This is a genomic window from Citrobacter sp. S-77 (assembly GCF_963864895.1).
GTDB lineage: Bacteria > Pseudomonadota > Gammaproteobacteria > Enterobacterales > Enterobacteriaceae > Citrobacter > Citrobacter murliniae.
In genome coordinates this window covers 1,221,835-1,238,632 of sequence record NZ_CAWLWU010000002.1, presented here as the reverse complement: position 1 = coordinate 1,238,632, position 16,798 = coordinate 1,221,835, and the positions used below count along the sequence as shown (strand labels likewise).

Below are 16,798 nucleotides of genomic sequence, written 5' to 3'. Positions count from 1 at the left end.
TTGTATGTAAAAAATTATGCGCTAATTTGAATCTTCTCTGCTTCGAACGCGGTACGTAAGCGGCGGGCAAAAGCGAGTGCGTGCTCACCATCACCATGAATACATACCGTCTGCGCAGTCACGCTCGCCCATTCTCCGGTCTGGCTTTTCACTCTGCCGGACTGCACCATTTCTAAGGTTTGAGCCAGTGCCTGTTCTTCATTTTCAATCAGCGCGCCCGGCTGGCTACGGGGAACCAGACTGCCATCTGCCTGATAGCCTCGATCGGCAAAAACCTCCTGGCGTGTCACCAGGCCATAATGTTCCCCGGCCCGAATCAGCTCGCTCCCCGCAAGTCCCACCAGCACAAGTGATGGATCGCAGGCATGAACCGCTCTGGCAATCGCGTCAGCCAGTTGTGGGTCTTTCGCCGCCTGGTTATAGAGCATCCCGTGTGGTTTGACGTGGCGCATGACGCCGCCTTCAGCCCGAGTGATGGCAGCCAGCGCGCCGATTTGATACAGCGTCTGCGCATATACCGTTTCAGTGGGCAAAGTCATGGCAGTACGACCAAAGTTTTCCCGATCCAGGAAACCTGGATGAGCCCCCACCGCCACCCCATTTTTTAGCGCTTCACGCACGCTTAAAAGCATGGTTTGCGCGTCCCCGGCATGGAATCCACAGGCAATGTTGGCTGATGACACCAGTTGCAACAGCGCGGCGTCATTTGCGCAGCCTTCGCCGAGGTCTGCATTCAGATCAATTTTCATCGTTAAGTCGCCATGTTAACTGTTCCAGATAACGTTGCTGATCGGCACGCGCCTTCAGCGCCTCCTCCAGCGAACACTGAACAAAATGAATCGGCTGGCCGAGAGGGATTTGCGCCAGATGGTACATATCCGCCTCGATGATACAGGCAATTCGTGGATAGCCACCCGTCGTCTGAGCATCGTTCATCAACACAATCGGCTGACCATTGTGCGGTACCTGAACCACGCCGGGGAGCAGACCGTGCGACAACAGCTCACGATCGGTGGTACGTGTAAGTGGCTGACCCTGCAATCGATACCCCATCCGGTTACTCTGTGGGCTGAGCTGCCACGGAGATCGCCAGAATGATGCCTGTGATGCGTCATCAAATTCGTGATATTCAGGTCCGGGTAACGCGCGAATACGATTTCCCCACAAAAGCTGTTTGACCCCCTGCGGCCCGCTGAACTGCCGCGTTGAAACACCAATCGCCAGCCGATCGCCATCGCGTAACAGACGCCCTTCCAGCCCACCGATACCTACTTTCAGATCGGTACTGCATGAGCCCATCACCTCGGGAACATCAATGCCACCCGCCACCGCCAGATAACTGCGCATCCCGCGATGCGGGCGTTTTAGCATCAGGCGTTGCCCGGCTTTAACCGGCAGTCGCCATCCGCTCCACACAGGGGTACGGTCTAAATGCGCTTCACACCCCGCGCCGGTTAATGCAAACCAGCCATCCGCCTCAAATTCCACCACCAACTGACCGAGCGTCACTTCAAGTGCTGCGGCATTTGCGTCATTACCCACCAGCAGGTTGGCTACGTTCAGCGCCGGTTTGTCCAGCGCCCCACAGTGGCTAATTCCTGATTGCCGAAAACCGTAGCGGCCACCGTCCTGCACGGAGGTATACATGCCCGCACGAATGATTTTTAACATACCCCCTCCTTCTGCGGGACAAATCGCACGGTATCCCCTGGCCGTAACAGGATCGGCTCATCCCGCTGCGGATCGAACAACTTAACCGAGGTATGCCCTATCAGTTGCCATCCTCCTGGTGTTGATAGTGGGTAGATACCGGTTTGTGAGCCACCGATGCCAACTGAACCTGCCGGAACAAGCAGGCGCGGTTCAGCACGTCTTGGTGTATGCAGTTGCTCCGGTAAGCTCCCGAGATAGGGGAATCCCGGCTGAAAGCCGATAAACCAGACTACATAGTCAACTGACGCATGCAGTTCGACAACCTGCTTCTGGCTTAATCCACTATGCTGCGCAACTTCTGCCAGATCCGGTCCGCACGTACCGCCATAGGTAACCGGTATTTCAATAAAGCGCGAATCCGGTTCCAGCGCTTCACTCTCTTCCCACCAGCGCTGCAGGCGTTCAATTGCATCCAGCGCCAGCGTTTGTGGGTTGCGCAGAGTCACCGTGATGTTGTTCATTCCAGGAATGACTTCCAGCACATTCGGAGCATCTACCAGACGCTGGGCCAGGCCCCAAATACGTTTCTGACTCGCCAGCGTAATCGGTGGTTCCAGTTCCAGAACCACCGCAGTTTCACCTAACAGATAACAACGCGCTCGCTGCACTTTCGCCCCTCTTTAATTACGCTGGATTGGGTATATCAATGAAAGAAACATCCAAATCAGTATTTTCATTCAGCCATTCACTTAACGCGCGAATACCGCCACGTTCGGTGGCATGATGTCCAGCTGCATAAAAATGCAGCCCCTGCTCACGGGCTGAGTGAATGGTTTGTTCGGAGACTTCACCGGTAATAAAAGCATCGACGCCAAAACGGGCCGCGCTATCAATGAAACTTTGGCCGCCACCGGTACACCAGGCGACGCGCTGAACTTTTTCCGGCCCTGTATCACCACACCATAACGGTTTACGTCCCAGGCGCGCCTCTATCCAGGATGCCAGCTCTAACCCCGGAACCGGCATAGCGAGTTCGCCCCACGGCACCAGAGGCTCAATTTCCCCCATCACGGTAATGCCTAGCAGCGCAGCTAACTGCGCGTTATTCCCCAGTTCCGGGTGCGCATCCAGCGGCAGGTGCCAGCCATACAGGTTAATATCATTTTCCAGCAGTGTTTTCAGACGATGGCGCTTCATGCCGCGAATAACCGGGGATTCGCCTTTCCAGAAGTAACCGTGATGAACGATGACCGCATCAGCCCGCAGACGCACTGCCTCGTCCAATAATGCCTGGCTTGCGGTCACGCCGGTCACGATTTTATGCACCGTCTCTTTGCCCTCAACCTGCAAACCATTCGGCGCGTAGTCGCTAATGGCCGCGCTGTTCAGTTTGTCGTTGATCAGTTGTTCCAGTTCGGTGTTTTTCATCATCGCCCTCGTTGTCAAAAATTCTGCATGCCCAATCAGCAACACAGCTTAAGCTAAAATAGCGTCCCCGCCTCCGTTCGTCGATAGCCATTTCACTGACACATCAAGAAACAATCACATGGACTTTGAAGGTAAATTGCTTACCACCAGGAGATTTTATTCATGTATATTTATGCAATCAGACAGCATATTGCAAAAATAATCAGATCTGTATCAAAGTTACCATTTCAAGGAAACACGCTCACACAGTACGTTCATCCTGTCGTGAGGCATTCACTTCGAGAATAGAATGAATAAACAAGCATCTCAGCCGCGCGCTATCTATTACGTCGTCGCACTGCAAATTTGGGAATACTTCAGTTTTTACGGCATGCGTGCACTGCTGATCCTGTATCTCACTAACCAGCTTAAGTACAACGATAATCATGCATATGAACTCTTCAGTGCCTACTGCTCGCTAGTGTATGTCACCCCAATTCTGGGGGGATACCTGGCGGATAAAGTGCTCGGCAACCGCATGGCAGTCATGATTGGCGCATTTTTAATGGCAGTGGGGCACCTGGTGCTGGGTGCCAGTGAAATGGCGCCGGCGTTCCTCTATTTGTCTCTGGCAATTATCGTCTGCGGTTACGGTCTGTTTAAATCCAACATCAGTTGCCTGCTGGGCGAACTGTATCAGCCGGAAGATCCGCGTCGCGACGGCGGTTTCTCTCTGCTTTATGCCGCAGGTAACATCGGTTCGATTATCGCCCCTATCGCCTGTGGCTATGTGCAGGAAGAGTACAGCTGGGCCATGGGCTTCGCGCTGGCCGCAATCGGCATGCTGGCAGGACTGGTGATTTTCTTATGCGGAAACCGCCATTTCGCCCACACCACTGGTGTCAACAAAGCTGTCCTGTGCGCCAGAACGTTTATTCTGCCAAACTGGGCCTGGTTGTTGGTATTACTGGTGGCAACTCCGCTGCTGATTACCGTCCTGTTCTGGAAAGAGTGGTCCGTGTATGCACTGATCGTTGCCACTGTCATTGGTCTGGCTGTTCTGGCAAAAATCTACCGTCAGGCACAAACACAGAAGCAGCGTAAAGAACTGGGGCTTATCGTTACTCTGACCTTCTTCAGCCTGTTGTTCTGGGCCTTTGCTCAACAGGGCGGCAGTTCTATTAGCCTCTATATCGACCGCTTTGTTAATCGCGACATTCTGGGATATTCCGTTCCTACCGCGATGTTCCAGTCGGTCAACGCCTTCGCCGTGATGCTGTGCGGCATCGTGCTGGCCTGGGTGGTTAAAGAAAGCGTGGGTGGCAACCGCACTGTGCGTATCTGGGGTAAATTTGCCCTCGGCCTGGGATTAATGAGCGCAGGTTTTTGTATTCTGACCTTAAGCGCCCGCTGGTCAGCAGCTTACGGGCATTCTTCTATGCCACTGATGATCCTTGGGCTGGCGGTGATGGGATTTGCCGAATTGTTTATTGATCCGGTCGCGATGTCGCAAATTACGCGCATTGAGATCCCGGGCGTTACCGGCGTATTAACCGGTATTTATATGCTGCTTTCGGGTGCCATTGCCAACTACCTGGCGGGAGTGATTGCCGACCAGACATCCCAGGGCACATTTGATGCCTCCGGGGCCATCAACTATTCCATCAATGCCTATATTGATGTCTTTAGCGAGATTACCTGGGGAGCCCTGGCCTGTGTCGCGCTGGTACTGCTAATTTGGTTGTATCAGTCACTTAAGTTTAGAAACCGTCCACTGGCGGTAGAGTCCTGAGTTTACAGGCCCGATGATGTACTACGACTCGGGCCTGTTTTTTATCAAGAGATTACGAATTATTAACTGCCAAATCCTCTTCCGACAGACCTGTAACCAGTAACACCATTTCACGAGCTATTCCTTGCGCCAGCATTGTTTGCGCTATACGTAATGCAGCCTCGCGTTTACCTTGCTGTACCCCTTCCTGTAATCCCTCTAACCGTAATCGCTCCGCAATAGTCATCAGCCTCTCCTTGTGTTGGGGGATCCGTTGCGCCATCTCTTGCATAAATTCATTAAAGCGAGATGCATCGCCGGATTGCAGAATGTAATTAAACATCGCCTGTAGTTGCGTGTCATTAGCGCATCCTGTAAGTAACAGCGTAGCCAGTTGTTCTACCAGTCCCATCAAATCCCGCTGACGGATATATTTTTGCATGAGTTCCAGCAACGCCATTCGCCTGTGCGTCAGGATTTCATCATCGGGTACTACCGTTATATCCACCAGTGGAAATGCACTGGCATAGAGTTGCCTTGCCGCCACAGGATCTGCAAACGCATCCAGCCAACACAGTGAATACGGGTACGGGCTGCGGTTACCGTGATAAAACAACATCGGTATTACCAGCGGCAGTTCCTTGTGTCCGGCGTCCAGATGGCGCTGCATGGCCGTCATCGCATAACGCAGCAAACGAAAAGCCATATGCGGATCGGCTGAACTCTGATGCTCTATAACAACATAGACATAACCGCCACCGTCGCGTGTGTGCAGCGACCAGAGCACATCGGAGTAGCAAGAACGTAAATCCGCTTCAATAAAGCTCTCTGACTCCAGCTTCAACGTATTAAAATCGCAAAGCTTTTGCAGACAAGCCGGAAGGTGAATCTCGAGGAAATCCCGCGCAGTTTCGGGATGGTGTAAAAACGTTTTGAATACCGCATCATGCGGAGTGGAAGTCGTTGCCGTTGTCATCGTGTTCCGTCACCTGAAAGAAGATGACGGGACTTTACTGCCCAGGCGTAACTGGTGCATTCAGGCAGTAACGGTCTTACGCACACGATTCAGCGCTAAATGCGCCCGCTAGCAACATGTGCATTCTGCTGGAATGCATTACGCAGAAATCCACCACGCACTCACCCTTTTCGCGCCGCCTCATAGGCCGCGAGCGTGGCTAATCTCGCCTGCTTATGGTCGACAATGGGGCGAGGGTAATGGAGAGTCACCTGCGCTTTTTCCGCCCAGTTCCACGGCTCGTGGATTGCTTTTCCTGGCACCTCGCGTAATTCCGGCACCCACTGGCGGATAAACTCACCGTCACGATCGAATTTTCCCCCCTGAGTCGTTGGATTAAAAATACGAAAATACGGCGCGGCATCAGTTCCGGTTGACGCCGCCCACTGCCAGCCACCGTTATTGGCTGCCAGATCGCCGTCGATCAGTTGCGACATGAAATACTGCTCTCCTTTACGCCAGTCAATCAGCAGATCTTTCACCAGAAAGCTGGCGGTAATCATGCGTAAACGGTTATGCATCCATCCTGTGGTGTTAAGCTGACGCATGGCGGCATCCACAATGGGATATCCCGTTTGCCCCGTCTGCCACGCCTGAAAATGTGCAGGGTTATCCTGCCACTGAACACGATCGGTCCAGCGAATAAAGGGGCGATGACGACACAGTGCTGGGTGGTATGTCATTAAATGACGGTAAAACTCGCGCCAGATAAGCTCATTCAACCAGACGCTTCCGCTCCCGCCCTCAAGTGCCTGCGGCTGTTCTGCTAACAACCGGTTCAGGCATTGACGCGGCGATAATCCACCGGTTGCAAGACTTGCGGATAACCGGCTGGTGCCATCAATTGCCGGATAGTCACGCTGTTGTTCATATTCCGCGACAGCCTGCTGGCAAAACTGACGTAATTGCGCGATAGCCGATTTTTCTTCCGGTTGGAAATGTCGCACATCAAAATCCTGCTGCGGATAACTCAGCGTAATTGCGGTTAACGGTGTGGAAATAGTGCTGCTGTCTCGTCTCTTTGGCGCGGCAACACTCTCAGGAACACCGTCTTTTAGACGTTTCAGCCAGGCATTTTTAAATGGCGTAAAGACTTTATACATTTCATGATTACCGGTCATCACCGCCCCCGGAGGCAGGATCACGCTGTCGTCAAAACCCTCACAGATCACGTGTGGCAATGACTTTTCCACACTTACATCACGCTGTCGTTCGTTTATTTCATACTGATAGTTATAAAAAAGCCGGCTGACATCATGCTGCGCACAGACGTTTTTTACTGTATCCACGCTGGCGGAAAAATCGGTAACCTCATGAAACAGAAGGGGAATGCCTTTTTCTGCCAGTGCCGTTTGTAGCATATTTAATTGAGCGCTAATAAACGCCGCCTGGCGTGGAGCCATGTTATGTAACGTCCACTGTTCGGGAGTGGCAATATATAACGCCAGTACCTGAGCAGAAGGATCACGGCACGCGGCGGCGAGGGCGAGATTATCGTGCAGACGTAAATCACAACGAAACCAGACCAAATGGGTGGTCATAAAGCTCCCAAATCAATAAGACAATTAGCTTCCATAGCGCAAACGTAACGTTGCGGGCCAGGGATCAAAGTAGCGCTGTCCGGAAAGCCAGGTATCCGGGTATTCTGCCATATAGTGTTTGAGCAGCGTCACGGGAGCAAGCAGTGGCTGCGTTGCGCGCCGATAATCATCAATCAGCGTTGCGAGTTCCTGACGCTGACGAGCATTGAGCTGCTTACGAAAATACCCCTGAACGTGCATCAAAACATTAGTATGGTTACGCCGGGTAGCCTGATGCGACATCAAAGCCATCAACTGCTGGCGATAAGCGATAAAAAAGGCATCCAGACTTTCCCATTCGTGAACCGCTGCCACAAAACGCCCGAGCTCCCGATATGCTGGCTGAGAATGCGTCAACAGCAACAGCTTATAGCGACTGTGATAGTCAATCAGTGCTCCGCGTGTCAGTCCTTGCTCACGAATACCATTTAGTTCATGCAGCGCATACATTCGTTCAACAAAGTTTTCGCGGATTTGCGGGTCATGCAACCGCCCATCCTCTTCTACTGGCAACCACGGATATGCGTCCATCAATAATGATGTGTAGATACCGCGTCCCGCTTTGCGGTTATTTTTACCGTCAGCATCGTACACGCGGACACGTTCCATTCCGCAGGTGGGGGATTTTGCGCAGACGATGTAGCCGCACAGATGTTCAAACTGCCCGATCTGTTGGTTACTGAAAACCGTCATGGCATCAGTGAGGTTCCCTTCCCGCTTATCGCTAAAACGCAGAGAAATAGCACCATCATCGTTTTTTACCAGACGTAACGCAGGACGAGGCACTGGCAATCCAATGGCCATTTCCGGACACACTGGCTCAAAGCGCACCCACGGAGACAGGTCTTCCACGGCAAAAGCCAGCCGTTTATGTCCGCCATCAAAGCGAACGTTAGCACCTAGCAAGCAGGCACTGATACCCACCGGGATTTTCTCGTTCATCACAACTCCTTATCCGTTATCTGAATAAGTGTAGACGTCGGAGCATAAAAAAAACCGCTACATTACTGTTAGCGGTTTTCTTGAGCAATTTCGATAAATTAATAGAAATCGCAGGTCGCTTTTTCAGCCTGATCCATCCACACCGGCTTATCGCTGGTTTTCGACCAGACGCGGTGCAGGTAGCTGTAAAAACGGGCGCGGTCTTTCCAGAACAGCATGACCGGTAGCGCCAGCACGCCCGCCACAACGGCGAAAGTACGGCGTAATAAGACAACATGTGCTGGATATTCTTTGTAAAGATCCATACTTTTCTCCCCTATATCTGTTCGGTGAATCGCACCGGAAAAATAAACTTGGTTAACTGATGAAAATAATACCGCCTTGTGTGTAATTTTACTACTCATCCGACCACTTATTTTTATCTATTGATGCTTCGTTTAACTTAAATTCGTAATTTAGTTACATAAAAGTTAAATTAATACTAATCATTAGTTAAATAATGGCCTTTGCCATTTTTATACTTTTTTTACATCCCGCCCGCCGATTTTTGCGAAATCTTTGCAACCAAAAAACTACGCTCTGGTTATCACATTTATGCCACTGGAGGTGCACCGTGAGTGCAGGCGTGATAACCGGCATTGTGCTGGTGTTTTTATTATTAGGTTATCTGGTGTATGCCCTGATCAATGCGGAGGCGTTCTGATGGCGGCACAAGGATTTTTACTCATCGCCAGTTTCTTACTGGTTCTTTTTGTTGTAGCCAGACCATTGGGCGCAGGGCTGGCAAGGCTTATCAATAACGCATCCTTGCCGGGCGTGACCGGCATTGAACGTGTGCTCTGGCGTGGGCTGGGCATTTCGCAACACGAAATGAACTGGAAGCAGTATCTGCTGGCAATTCTTGCACTCAATATGTTGGGTCTGCTGGTGCTGTTTTCGATGCTGATGGCGCAAGGTTTGCTGCCACTGAACCCTCAGCAATTGCCGGGACTCTCATGGCATCTCGCGCTGAATACCGCCGTGAGTTTTGTCACCAATACCAACTGGCAGTCATACAGCGGCGAAACCACCTTAAGCTACTTCAGCCAAATGGCCGGGCTGACCGTACAGAATTTCCTGTCAGCGGCGACCGGCATCGCGGTGATTTTCGCCCTGATCCGCGCCTTCACACGCCAAAGTATGAACACGCTGGGTAACGCCTGGGTGGATCTGGTGCGCATTACGTTATGGATCTTGCTGCCCATTGCTCTGCTCATCGCCCTGTTTTTTATACAGCAAGGCACGCTGCAAAACCTGTTGCCTTACCAGGCGTTCACCACGCTTGAAGGCGCTAAACAACTGCTGCCGATGGGTCCGGTCGCCTCGCAAGAAGCCATTAAGATGCTCGGCACTAACGGTGGCGGCTTCTTTAACGCTAACTCATCACATCCGTTTGAAAATCCAACCGCACTGACCAACATGGTGCAGATGCTGGCGATCTTTTTAATTCCCGCCGCCCTGTGCTTTGCTTTTGGCGACGTCGTGGGCGATCGCCGTCAGGGACGTACTCTGCTGTGGGCAATGTCGCTGATTTTTGTCATCTGCGTGGCGATCGTGATGTGGGCTGAGATTCAGGGTAATTCACATCTGATGGCGTTTGGCGCAGACAGCAATATCAACATGGAAGGTAAAGAGAGCCGCTTTGGCGTGCTGGTCAGCAGTCTGTTTGCGGTCGTCACGACGGCAGCATCCTGCGGGGCGGTCATCGCTATGCATGACTCTTTCACCGCGCTGGGCGGGATGGTGCCAATGTGGTTGATGCAGATTGGCGAAGTGGTGTTTGGCGGCGTGGGTTCAGGTTTATACGGCATGCTGCTGTTTGTTCTGCTGGCCGTATTTATCGCCGGACTGATGATTGGCCGTACCCCGGAATATCTGGGTAAGAAAATCGACGTGCGCGAAATGAAAATGACAGCGCTGGCGATTCTGGTTACCCCTGCACTGGTGCTGCTTGGTACAGCGATTGCCATGATGAGCGACGCCGGGCGCAGCGCGATGCTCAACCCTGGACCACACGGTTTCAGTGAGGTGCTGTACGCCGTATCGTCTGCAGCGAACAACAACGGTAGCGCCTTTGCCGGGTTAAGCGCCAACAGCCCATTCTGGAACTGCCTGCTGGCCTTCTGCATGTTCTTCGGGCGCTTCGGCGTCATTATTCCGGTGATGGCAATTGCCGGGTCGTTGGTCGGTAAAAAGAGCCAACCCGCAAGCCCTGGCACTCTGCCCACACACGGTGCGCTGTTTGTCGGGTTGTTAATCGGTACGGTGTTACTGGTTGGCGCTCTTACCTTTATTCCTGCTCTGGCGCTTGGCCCGGTCGCAGAATACCTCTCTTTACGTTGAGCGATGCGGAGCACATTATTATGAGTCGCAAGCAACTGGCGCTGTTCGAACCCTCTCTGGTCGCGCAAGCGCTTATGGACGCCATCAAAAAATTAAGCCCACATACCCAGTGGCGCAATCCGGTCATGTTTATCGTCTGGATCGGCAGCCTGCTGACCACGCTGATAACCGTAGCGATGGCAACCGGGCACATGATCGGGAACCCAATGTTTACCGGGGCGATAAGTCTCTGGTTATGGGTGACCGTTCTGTTCGCCAACTTTGCCGAGGCGCTGGCGGAAGGACGTAGCAAAGCACAGGCCAACAGCCTGAAAGGGGTGAAAAAAACAGCTTTCGCACGTAAATTACGCGAACCCAAATACGGCTCGTCAATGGATCATGTTCCTGCCAGCGAACTGCGTAAAGGGGATGTGGTGCTGGTTGAAGCAGGCGATATTATCCCCTGCGACGGCGAAGTCATCGAAGGCGGCGCATCGGTGGATGAAAGCGCGATTACCGGTGAATCTGCGCCGGTTATCCGCGAATCCGGCGGTGACTTCGCATCAGTTACCGGAGGAACTCGCATCCTCTCCGACTGGCTGGTGATCGAATGCAGCGTGAACCCCGGCGAAACATTCCTCGACCGAATGATCGCAATGGTCGAAGGCGCCCAACGGCGGAAAACGCCAAATGAAATCGCGCTGACGATCCTGCTGATCGCCCTGACCATCGTCTTTTTGCTGGCAACCGCTACGCTGTGGCCGTTTTCCGCCTGGGGCGGCAGCGCGGTCAGCGTCACAGTTCTGGTTGCATTGCTGGTCTGCCTGATCCCCACCACTATCGGTGGCCTGCTCTCCGCAATTGGCGTCGCCGGAATGAGCCGCATGCTGGGTGCGAATATCATCGCCACCAGCGGGCGAGCGGTAGAAGCAGCAGGTGACGTGGACGTACTGCTGCTGGATAAAACCGGCACCATTACGCTGGGCAACCGTCAGGCTTCAGATTTTCTTCCCGCCCAGGGCGTTGATGAAAAAACGTTGGCCGACGCCGCACAGCTTTCGTCACTGGCGGATGAAACGCCAGAAGGTCGTAGCATCGTGGTGCTGGCAAAACAGCGCTTTAATCTGCGCATACGCGACGTGCAATCGCTGCACGCCACATTTGTACCGTTTACCGCACAAAGCCGGATGAGCGGTATCAATATCGACAACCGCATGATCCGCAAAGGTTCAGTAGACGCCATTCGTCGTCACGTCGAAGCCAACGGAGGGCACTTCCCTGCCGATGTTGAGCAGAAGGTCGAAAACGTCGCTCGCCTTGGTGCGACGCCGCTGGTCGTTGCCGAAGGTTCGCACGTGCTGGGTGTGATTGCGCTGAAAGATATCGTTAAAGGCGGGATCAAAGAACGTTTTGCCCAGTTGCGCAAAATGGGTATCAAAACGGTGATGATCACCGGCGACAACCGGCTAACCGCCGCCGCGATTGCGGCAGAAGCCGGGGTGGATGACTTTTTAGCGGAAGCCACACCGGAAGCCAAGCTGGCACTTATTCGTCAGTACCAGGCGGAAGGTCGTCTGGTGGCGATGACCGGCGACGGAACCAACGACGCCCCCGCACTGGCTCAGGCAGATGTGGCGGTTGCCATGAACTCCGGGACCCAGGCCGCGAAGGAAGCGGGCAACATGGTCGATCTGGATTCTAACCCCACTAAACTGATTGAAGTGGTGCATATTGGCAAACAGATGCTGATGACACGTGGCTCGCTGACCACCTTCAGTATTGCCAACGACGTTGCGAAATATTTCGCCATTATCCCGGCTGCGTTTGCCGCAACCTACCCGCAGCTCAACGCACTTAACGTGATGCGCCTGCATTCGCCGGATTCGGCAATCCTGAGCGCGGTCATCTTCAATGCGCTGGTTATTGTCTTTCTGATCCCACTGGCGCTGAAGGGCGTGAGCTATAAACCGTTATCGGCTTCCGCCATGCTGCGCCGTAACTTGTGGATCTACGGTCTGGGCGGTCTGGTTGTGCCATTTATTGGTATCAAAGTGATTGATTTATTGCTGACCCTGCTGGGTCTGGTGTGAGGTTTCAGATGAGTGGATTACGTCCTGCACTATCAACATTGATTTTCCTGATACTTATCACCGGCGGAGCATATCCATTGCTGACAACCGCACTGGGGCAATGGTGGTTTCCCCATCAGGCTAACGGGTCACTGCTCCGTGAGGGTCAGGTCGTTCGCGGCTCTGAACTCATCGGCCAGAACTTTACCGCCGCCGGTTATTTTCAGGGACGCCCTTCAGCGACGGCGGAAATGCCCTATAATCCAATGGGTTCAGGCGGCAGTAACCTGGCGGCCAGCAACCCGGAGCTGGATAAACAATTGCAAAGCAGGATTGCCGCGCTGCGTGCTGCAAATCCGCAGGCTAACCCAGTTGTTCCGGTGGAACTGGTCACGGCGTCTGCCAGTGGACTGGACAATAATCTGACACCGAACGCGGTAGCCTGGCAGATCCCCCGCGTGGCGCAAGCCCGTAACCTCAGCGTTGAAGAGGTAACGCAGTTAGTTGCACAATACACGCATAAGCCGCTGGTCGGGTTTATCGGCCAGCCGGTAGTGAACCTGGTGGAACTTAATTTAGCGCTGGATAAGCGCTGAGAAAAAGGTCATGACAGAAGAACCCTTGCGCCCCAATCCGGATCGCTTACTGGAACAGACCGCCGCCCCGCACCGGGGAAAACTAAAAATCTTCTTCGGTGCCTGCGCTGGAGTCGGGAAAACCTGGGCTATGCTGGCTGAGGCCCAGCGGTTACGGACGCAAGGGCTGGATGTGTTGATCGGCGTGGTGGAAACTCACGGGCGTAAAGAGACCGCCGCACTGCTGGACGGACTCGCCGTGCTGCCGCTGAAACGCCAGTCACACCGTGGGCGGCACATCAGCGAGTTTGATCTCGATGCCGCCCTTGCCCGTCGCCCGGCCCTGATTTTAATGGATGAACTGGCGCACAGTAATGCGCCAGGCTCGCGTCACCCTCGCCGTTGGCAGGACATCGAAGAACTGCTGGAAGCTGGCATTGATGTCTTTACCACTGTTAACGTTCAGCATCTGGAAAGCCTGAACGATATCGTCAGCGGCGTTACCGGTATTCAGGTCCGCGAAACCGTCCCCGATCCGTTTTTCGATGCGGCTGATGATGTGGTACTGGTCGATCTCCCCCCTGACGATCTGCGCCAACGTCTGAACGAAGGCAAAGTCTATATTGCCGGTCAGGCAGAACGGGCTATCGAACACTTCTTCCGCAAAGGCAATTTGATCGCACTGCGCGAACTGGCCTTGCGACGTACAGCTGATCGGGTAGACGATCAAATGCGCGCCTGGCGAGGTCACCCTGGAGAGGAAAAAGTCTGGCACACCCGCGATGCCATCCTGCTGTGTATCGGACACAACACCGGCAGCGAAAAGCTGGTGCGTGCCGCCGCACGTCTGGCTGCACGTCTCGGTAGTGTCTGGCATGCCGTGTATGTCGAAACACCCGCACTGCATCAGTTACCCGAAAAGCAACGTCGCGCAATTCTTGGCGCCTTGCGACTGGCACAGGAATTAGGAGCAGAAACAGCCACCCTCTCCGATCCCGCAGAAGATAAAGCGGTCGTCCGCTACGCCCGGGAGCACAATCTGGGAAAAATCGTGCTGGGGCGTCCGACAACGCGACGCAGGTGGCGCAGTGATTCTTTTGCCGACAAGCTGGCCCATCGCGCACCGGATCTCGATCTGATGATTGTCGCGTTGGACGATCCCCCTCCACGTCCGGCGGTTCAGGCTGCTGACACGCGTACCTTTAAAGATAAGTGGCGGGTACAGATTCAGGGCTGTCTGGTTGCAGCTGCACTGTGCGCCTTCACAACGCTGATAGCCATGCAGTGGCTGGTTGCCTTTGATGCCGCCAATCTGGTAATGCTCTACCTGTTAGGCGTGGTAGTGATCGCCCTGTTCTACGGACGCTGGCCGTCTGTGGTGGCGACCTTTATTAACGTCGCCAGCTTCGATCTGTTCTTTATTGCCCCGCGCGGTACGCTGGCCGTTTCGGACGTCCAGTATCTGCTCACATTCGCCGTTATGTTGACGGTCGGTCTGGTCATCGGGAATCTGACCGCAGGAGTGCGCTATCAGGCACGAGTCGCTCGCTACCGGGAACAGCGCACGCGGCATCTGTACGAGATGTCCAAAGCCCTGGCCGTGGGGCGGAGTCAACAAGATATCGCTGCCACCAGTGAGCAGTTTATTACCTCAACCTTTCAGGCCCGCAGTCAGGTTTTATTGCCCGATGAGAACGGCAAACTGGCTCCGCTGACGCATCAACAAGGCACGACGCCCTGGGATGATGCCATTGCCCGCTGGAGCTTTGATAAGGGACAACCGGCCGGGGCCGGCACCGATACCTTACCGGGCGTACCGTATCAGATCTTACCGTTAAAAAGCGCCGACAAAACGTATGGACTGTTGATAGTAGAACCGGGGAATCTTCGACAGTTGATGATCCCGGAACAACAACGACTGCTGGAAACCTTTACCTTGTTGGTTGCCAGCGCCCTGGAGCGACTGGCGCTGACTGCCAGCGAAGAGCTGGCGCGATTTGCCAGCGAACGCGAGAGCATCCGCAACGCCCTGCTCGCCGCCCTTTCTCATGATTTACGCACGCCGTTAACGGTGCTGTTCGGTCAGGCGGAGATTTTAACATTGGATCTGGCAACGGAAGGCTCGAAGCACGCCCGTCAGGCCAGCGAAATTCGCCAGCATGTCCTTAACACGACCCGGCTGGTAAATAATCTGCTGGATATGGCGCGAATTCAGTCTGGCGGCTTTAATCTTAAGAAAGAGTGGTTAACGCTGGAGGAAGTGGTGGGCAGCGCCTTACAGATGCTGGAGCCTGGCCTGGCTGCACCAATTAATCTGTCACTTCCTGAGCCATTGACGCTGATACACGTTGATGGGCCACTCTTTGAACGAGTGCTGATTAATCTGCTGGAAAACGCCGTCAAATACGCAGGCCCGCAGGCACAAATAGGAATTGAAGCACAGGTTGAGGGCGAACACCTGCAACTGGACGTGTGGGATAACGGGCCTGGCATTCCGTCAGGCCAGGAACAACGTATTTTCGACAAGTTTTCCCGGGGGAACAAAGAGTCATCAGTACCGGGCGTTGGGCTGGGACTGGCAATTTGCCAGGCTATTGTCGACGTGCATGGCGGGACCATTACCGCCCATAATCGACCGCAGGGTGGCGCTTGCTTCCGTGTTACACTGCCGCAAGAATTACCCCCTGAACTTGAAGATTTTCATGAGGATATGTGACAAACGTATTGATTGTTGAAGATGAACAGGCCATTCGTCGCTTTCTGCGCACCGCGCTGGAAGCCGATGGTCTGCGCGTGTATGAAGCAGAAACGTTGCAACGTGGCCTGCTGGAGGCCGCAACGCGTAAACCCGATCTCATCATTCTCGATCTCGGCCTGCCAGACGGTGACGGCACTGATTTTATTCGCGACCTGCGACAATGGAGCGCTATTCCCGTTATAGTGCTTTCAGCTCGCAGTGAAGAGAGCGACAAAATCGCCGCACTGGATGCCGGTGCTGATGATTATCTCAGCAAGCCGTTTGGCATTGGCGAACTGCAGGCGCGTTTGCGTGTGGCATTACGCCGCCACGCTATTGGACCCGCACCCGAGCCAGTCGTGCATTTTTCCGATGTGAAAGTGGATATTGCCGCGCGTCTGGTACATCGTGGCGAAGAGGAAATTCACCTGACGCCAATTGAATTTCGCCTGCTGGCGATACTTCTCAATAACAGCGGGAAGGTGCTGACCCAGCGTCAGCTGTTGAATCAGGTTTGGGGTCCCAACGCCGTCGAGCACAGCCACTACCTGCGAATTTATATGGGGCACTTGCGCCAGAAACTGGAAGTAGACCCGGCGCGCCCTCGTCACTTTATAACCGAAACCGGGATTGGCTATCGGTTTATGCCGTGATATTTCACCGGGTGCCAGATGTAAAAAAGGAGCCT

At 53.8% G+C, this 16,798-nt stretch carries 15 protein-coding genes; 7 read left to right on the top strand and 8 right to left on the bottom strand.

Annotation, left to right across the window (positions count from 1 at the left end; all coding sequences use genetic code 11):
• Positions 1 to 14: 14 nt before the first annotated feature.
• The 4 genes from pxpA to ybgI are packed head-to-tail and all read right to left on the bottom strand — an operon-like array spanning position 15 to position 3,081.
• Positions 15 to 749: a 5-oxoprolinase subunit PxpA gene (gene pxpA, locus AACS05_RS06415; protein ID WP_045441086.1), complete on the bottom strand. Its 735-nt coding sequence runs from the start codon at positions 747 to 749 to the stop codon at positions 15 to 17.
• On the bottom strand, positions 739 to 1,671 hold the full coding sequence (gene pxpC / locus AACS05_RS06410; protein ID WP_045441085.1) for a 5-oxoprolinase subunit PxpC: 933 nt from the start codon (positions 1,669 to 1,671) through the stop codon (positions 739 to 741). The genes pxpA and pxpC overlap by 11 nt, the downstream gene beginning before the upstream one ends.
• Positions 1,665 to 2,321: a 5-oxoprolinase subunit PxpB gene (gene pxpB, locus AACS05_RS06405; RefSeq protein WP_045441084.1), complete on the bottom strand. Its 657-nt coding sequence runs from the start codon at positions 2,319 to 2,321 to the stop codon at positions 1,665 to 1,667. The genes pxpC and pxpB overlap by 7 nt, the downstream gene beginning before the upstream one ends.
• A 16-nt stretch (positions 2,322 to 2,337) precedes the next feature.
• Positions 2,338 to 3,081 carry a radiation resistance protein YbgI gene (gene ybgI / locus AACS05_RS06400; RefSeq protein ID WP_045449503.1) on the bottom strand — a complete coding sequence of 248 codons (744 nt, stop codon included), beginning with the start codon at positions 3,079 to 3,081 and terminating at the stop codon, positions 2,338 to 2,340.
• A gap of 289 nt (positions 3,082 to 3,370) precedes the next feature.
• On the opposite strand from ybgI, the gene AACS05_RS06395 reads away from it, so the two are divergent.
• A complete protein-coding gene (locus AACS05_RS06395) occupies positions 3,371 to 4,852 on the top strand; it encodes an MFS transporter (protein ID WP_045441083.1) in 1,482 nt (493 codons plus the stop codon).
• A 52-nt stretch (positions 4,853 to 4,904) separates the two neighbouring features.
• Here the strand turns inward: AACS05_RS06395 and AACS05_RS06390 are convergent, their stop codons facing one another.
• The 4 genes from AACS05_RS06390 to AACS05_RS06375 all read right to left on the bottom strand — a co-directional run bounded on the left by AACS05_RS06390 (position 4,905) and on the right by AACS05_RS06375 (position 8,673).
• Positions 4,905 to 5,807 carry an Rpn family recombination-promoting nuclease/putative transposase gene (locus AACS05_RS06390; RefSeq protein ID WP_045441082.1) on the bottom strand — a complete coding sequence of 301 codons (903 nt, stop codon included), beginning with the start codon at positions 5,805 to 5,807 and terminating at the stop codon, positions 4,905 to 4,907.
• A gap of 161 nt (positions 5,808 to 5,968) precedes the next feature.
• Positions 5,969 to 7,387 carry a deoxyribodipyrimidine photo-lyase gene (gene phrB / locus AACS05_RS06385; protein ID WP_045441081.1) on the bottom strand — a complete coding sequence of 473 codons (1,419 nt, stop codon included), beginning with the start codon at positions 7,385 to 7,387 and terminating at the stop codon, positions 5,969 to 5,971.
• A gap of 24 nt (positions 7,388 to 7,411) precedes the next feature.
• Positions 7,412 to 8,368, bottom strand: a complete 957-nt coding sequence (locus AACS05_RS06380) for a YbgA family protein (RefSeq protein WP_045441080.1) — start codon at positions 8,366 to 8,368, stop codon at positions 7,412 to 7,414.
• A 98-nt stretch (positions 8,369 to 8,466) separates the two neighbouring features.
• Positions 8,467 to 8,673 carry a YbfA family protein gene (locus tag AACS05_RS06375; protein ID WP_045441079.1) on the bottom strand — a complete coding sequence of 69 codons (207 nt, stop codon included), beginning with the start codon at positions 8,671 to 8,673 and terminating at the stop codon, positions 8,467 to 8,469.
• A gap of 308 nt (positions 8,674 to 8,981) precedes the next feature.
• Here AACS05_RS06375 and kdpF point away from each other — a divergent pair, with 308 nt between their 5' ends.
• Genes kdpF through kdpE form a run of 6 tightly spaced genes read left to right on the top strand, consistent with a single transcriptional unit; the run spans position 8,982 to position 16,763 of the window.
• Positions 8,982 to 9,071: a K(+)-transporting ATPase subunit F gene (gene kdpF / locus AACS05_RS06370; RefSeq protein ID WP_001670793.1), complete on the top strand. Its 90-nt coding sequence runs from the start codon at positions 8,982 to 8,984 to the stop codon at positions 9,069 to 9,071.
• Complete coding sequence (gene kdpA, locus AACS05_RS06365; protein WP_045441078.1) at positions 9,071 to 10,750, top strand: potassium-transporting ATPase subunit KdpA; 1,680 nt, start codon at positions 9,071 to 9,073, stop codon at positions 10,748 to 10,750. The genes kdpF and kdpA overlap by 1 nt, the downstream gene beginning before the upstream one ends.
• A gap of 20 nt (positions 10,751 to 10,770) precedes the next feature.
• Positions 10,771 to 12,819 (top strand): potassium-transporting ATPase subunit KdpB, encoded by a 2,049-nt coding sequence (gene kdpB, locus AACS05_RS06360; RefSeq protein WP_045441077.1) that lies wholly within the window; start codon positions 10,771 to 10,773, stop codon positions 12,817 to 12,819.
• Positions 12,820 to 12,827: 8 nt separating this feature from the next.
• Positions 12,828 to 13,394 (top strand): potassium-transporting ATPase subunit KdpC, encoded by a 567-nt coding sequence (gene kdpC / locus AACS05_RS06355; protein ID WP_045441076.1) that lies wholly within the window; start codon positions 12,828 to 12,830, stop codon positions 13,392 to 13,394.
• Positions 13,395 to 13,404: 10 nt separating this feature from the next.
• Entirely contained in the window at positions 13,405 to 16,089 is a 2,685-nt protein-coding gene (gene kdpD / locus AACS05_RS06350; protein WP_045441075.1) for a two-component system sensor histidine kinase KdpD, read from the top strand.
• On the top strand, positions 16,086 to 16,763 hold the full coding sequence (kdpE, locus tag AACS05_RS06345) for a two-component system response regulator KdpE (RefSeq protein WP_045441074.1): 678 nt from the start codon (positions 16,086 to 16,088) through the stop codon (positions 16,761 to 16,763). The genes kdpD and kdpE overlap by 4 nt, the downstream gene beginning before the upstream one ends.
• The last annotated feature ends 35 nt before the right edge of the window (positions 16,764 to 16,798 follow it).

Coding starts and splice junctions, on each gene's coding strand:
- AACS05_RS06390 (WP_045441082.1), bottom strand. CDS start 5,807: ATGACAACGGCAACGACTTCCACTCCGCATGATGCGGTATTCAAAACG.
- kdpB (WP_045441077.1), top strand. CDS start 10,771: ATGAGTCGCAAGCAACTGGCGCTGTTCGAACCCTCTCTGGTCGCGCAA.
- AACS05_RS06395 (WP_045441083.1), top strand. CDS start 3,371: ATGAATAAACAAGCATCTCAGCCGCGCGCTATCTATTACGTCGTCGCA.
- kdpC (WP_045441076.1), top strand. CDS start 12,828: ATGAGTGGATTACGTCCTGCACTATCAACATTGATTTTCCTGATACTT.
- pxpC (WP_045441085.1), bottom strand. CDS start 1,671: ATGTTAAAAATCATTCGTGCGGGCATGTATACCTCCGTGCAGGACGGT.
- kdpD (WP_045441075.1), top strand. CDS start 13,405: ATGACAGAAGAACCCTTGCGCCCCAATCCGGATCGCTTACTGGAACAG.
- kdpA (WP_045441078.1), top strand. CDS start 9,071: ATGGCGGCACAAGGATTTTTACTCATCGCCAGTTTCTTACTGGTTCTT.
- ybgI (WP_045449503.1), bottom strand. CDS start 3,081: ATGAAAAACACCGAACTGGAACAACTGATCAACGACAAACTGAACAGC.
- AACS05_RS06380 (WP_045441080.1), bottom strand. CDS start 8,368: ATGAACGAGAAAATCCCGGTGGGTATCAGTGCCTGCTTGCTAGGTGCT.
- AACS05_RS06375 (WP_045441079.1), bottom strand. CDS start 8,673: ATGGATCTTTACAAAGAATATCCAGCACATGTTGTCTTATTACGCCGT.
- pxpA (WP_045441086.1), bottom strand. CDS start 749: ATGAAAATTGATCTGAATGCAGACCTCGGCGAAGGCTGCGCAAATGAC.
- phrB (WP_045441081.1), bottom strand. CDS start 7,387: ATGACCACCCATTTGGTCTGGTTTCGTTGTGATTTACGTCTGCACGAT.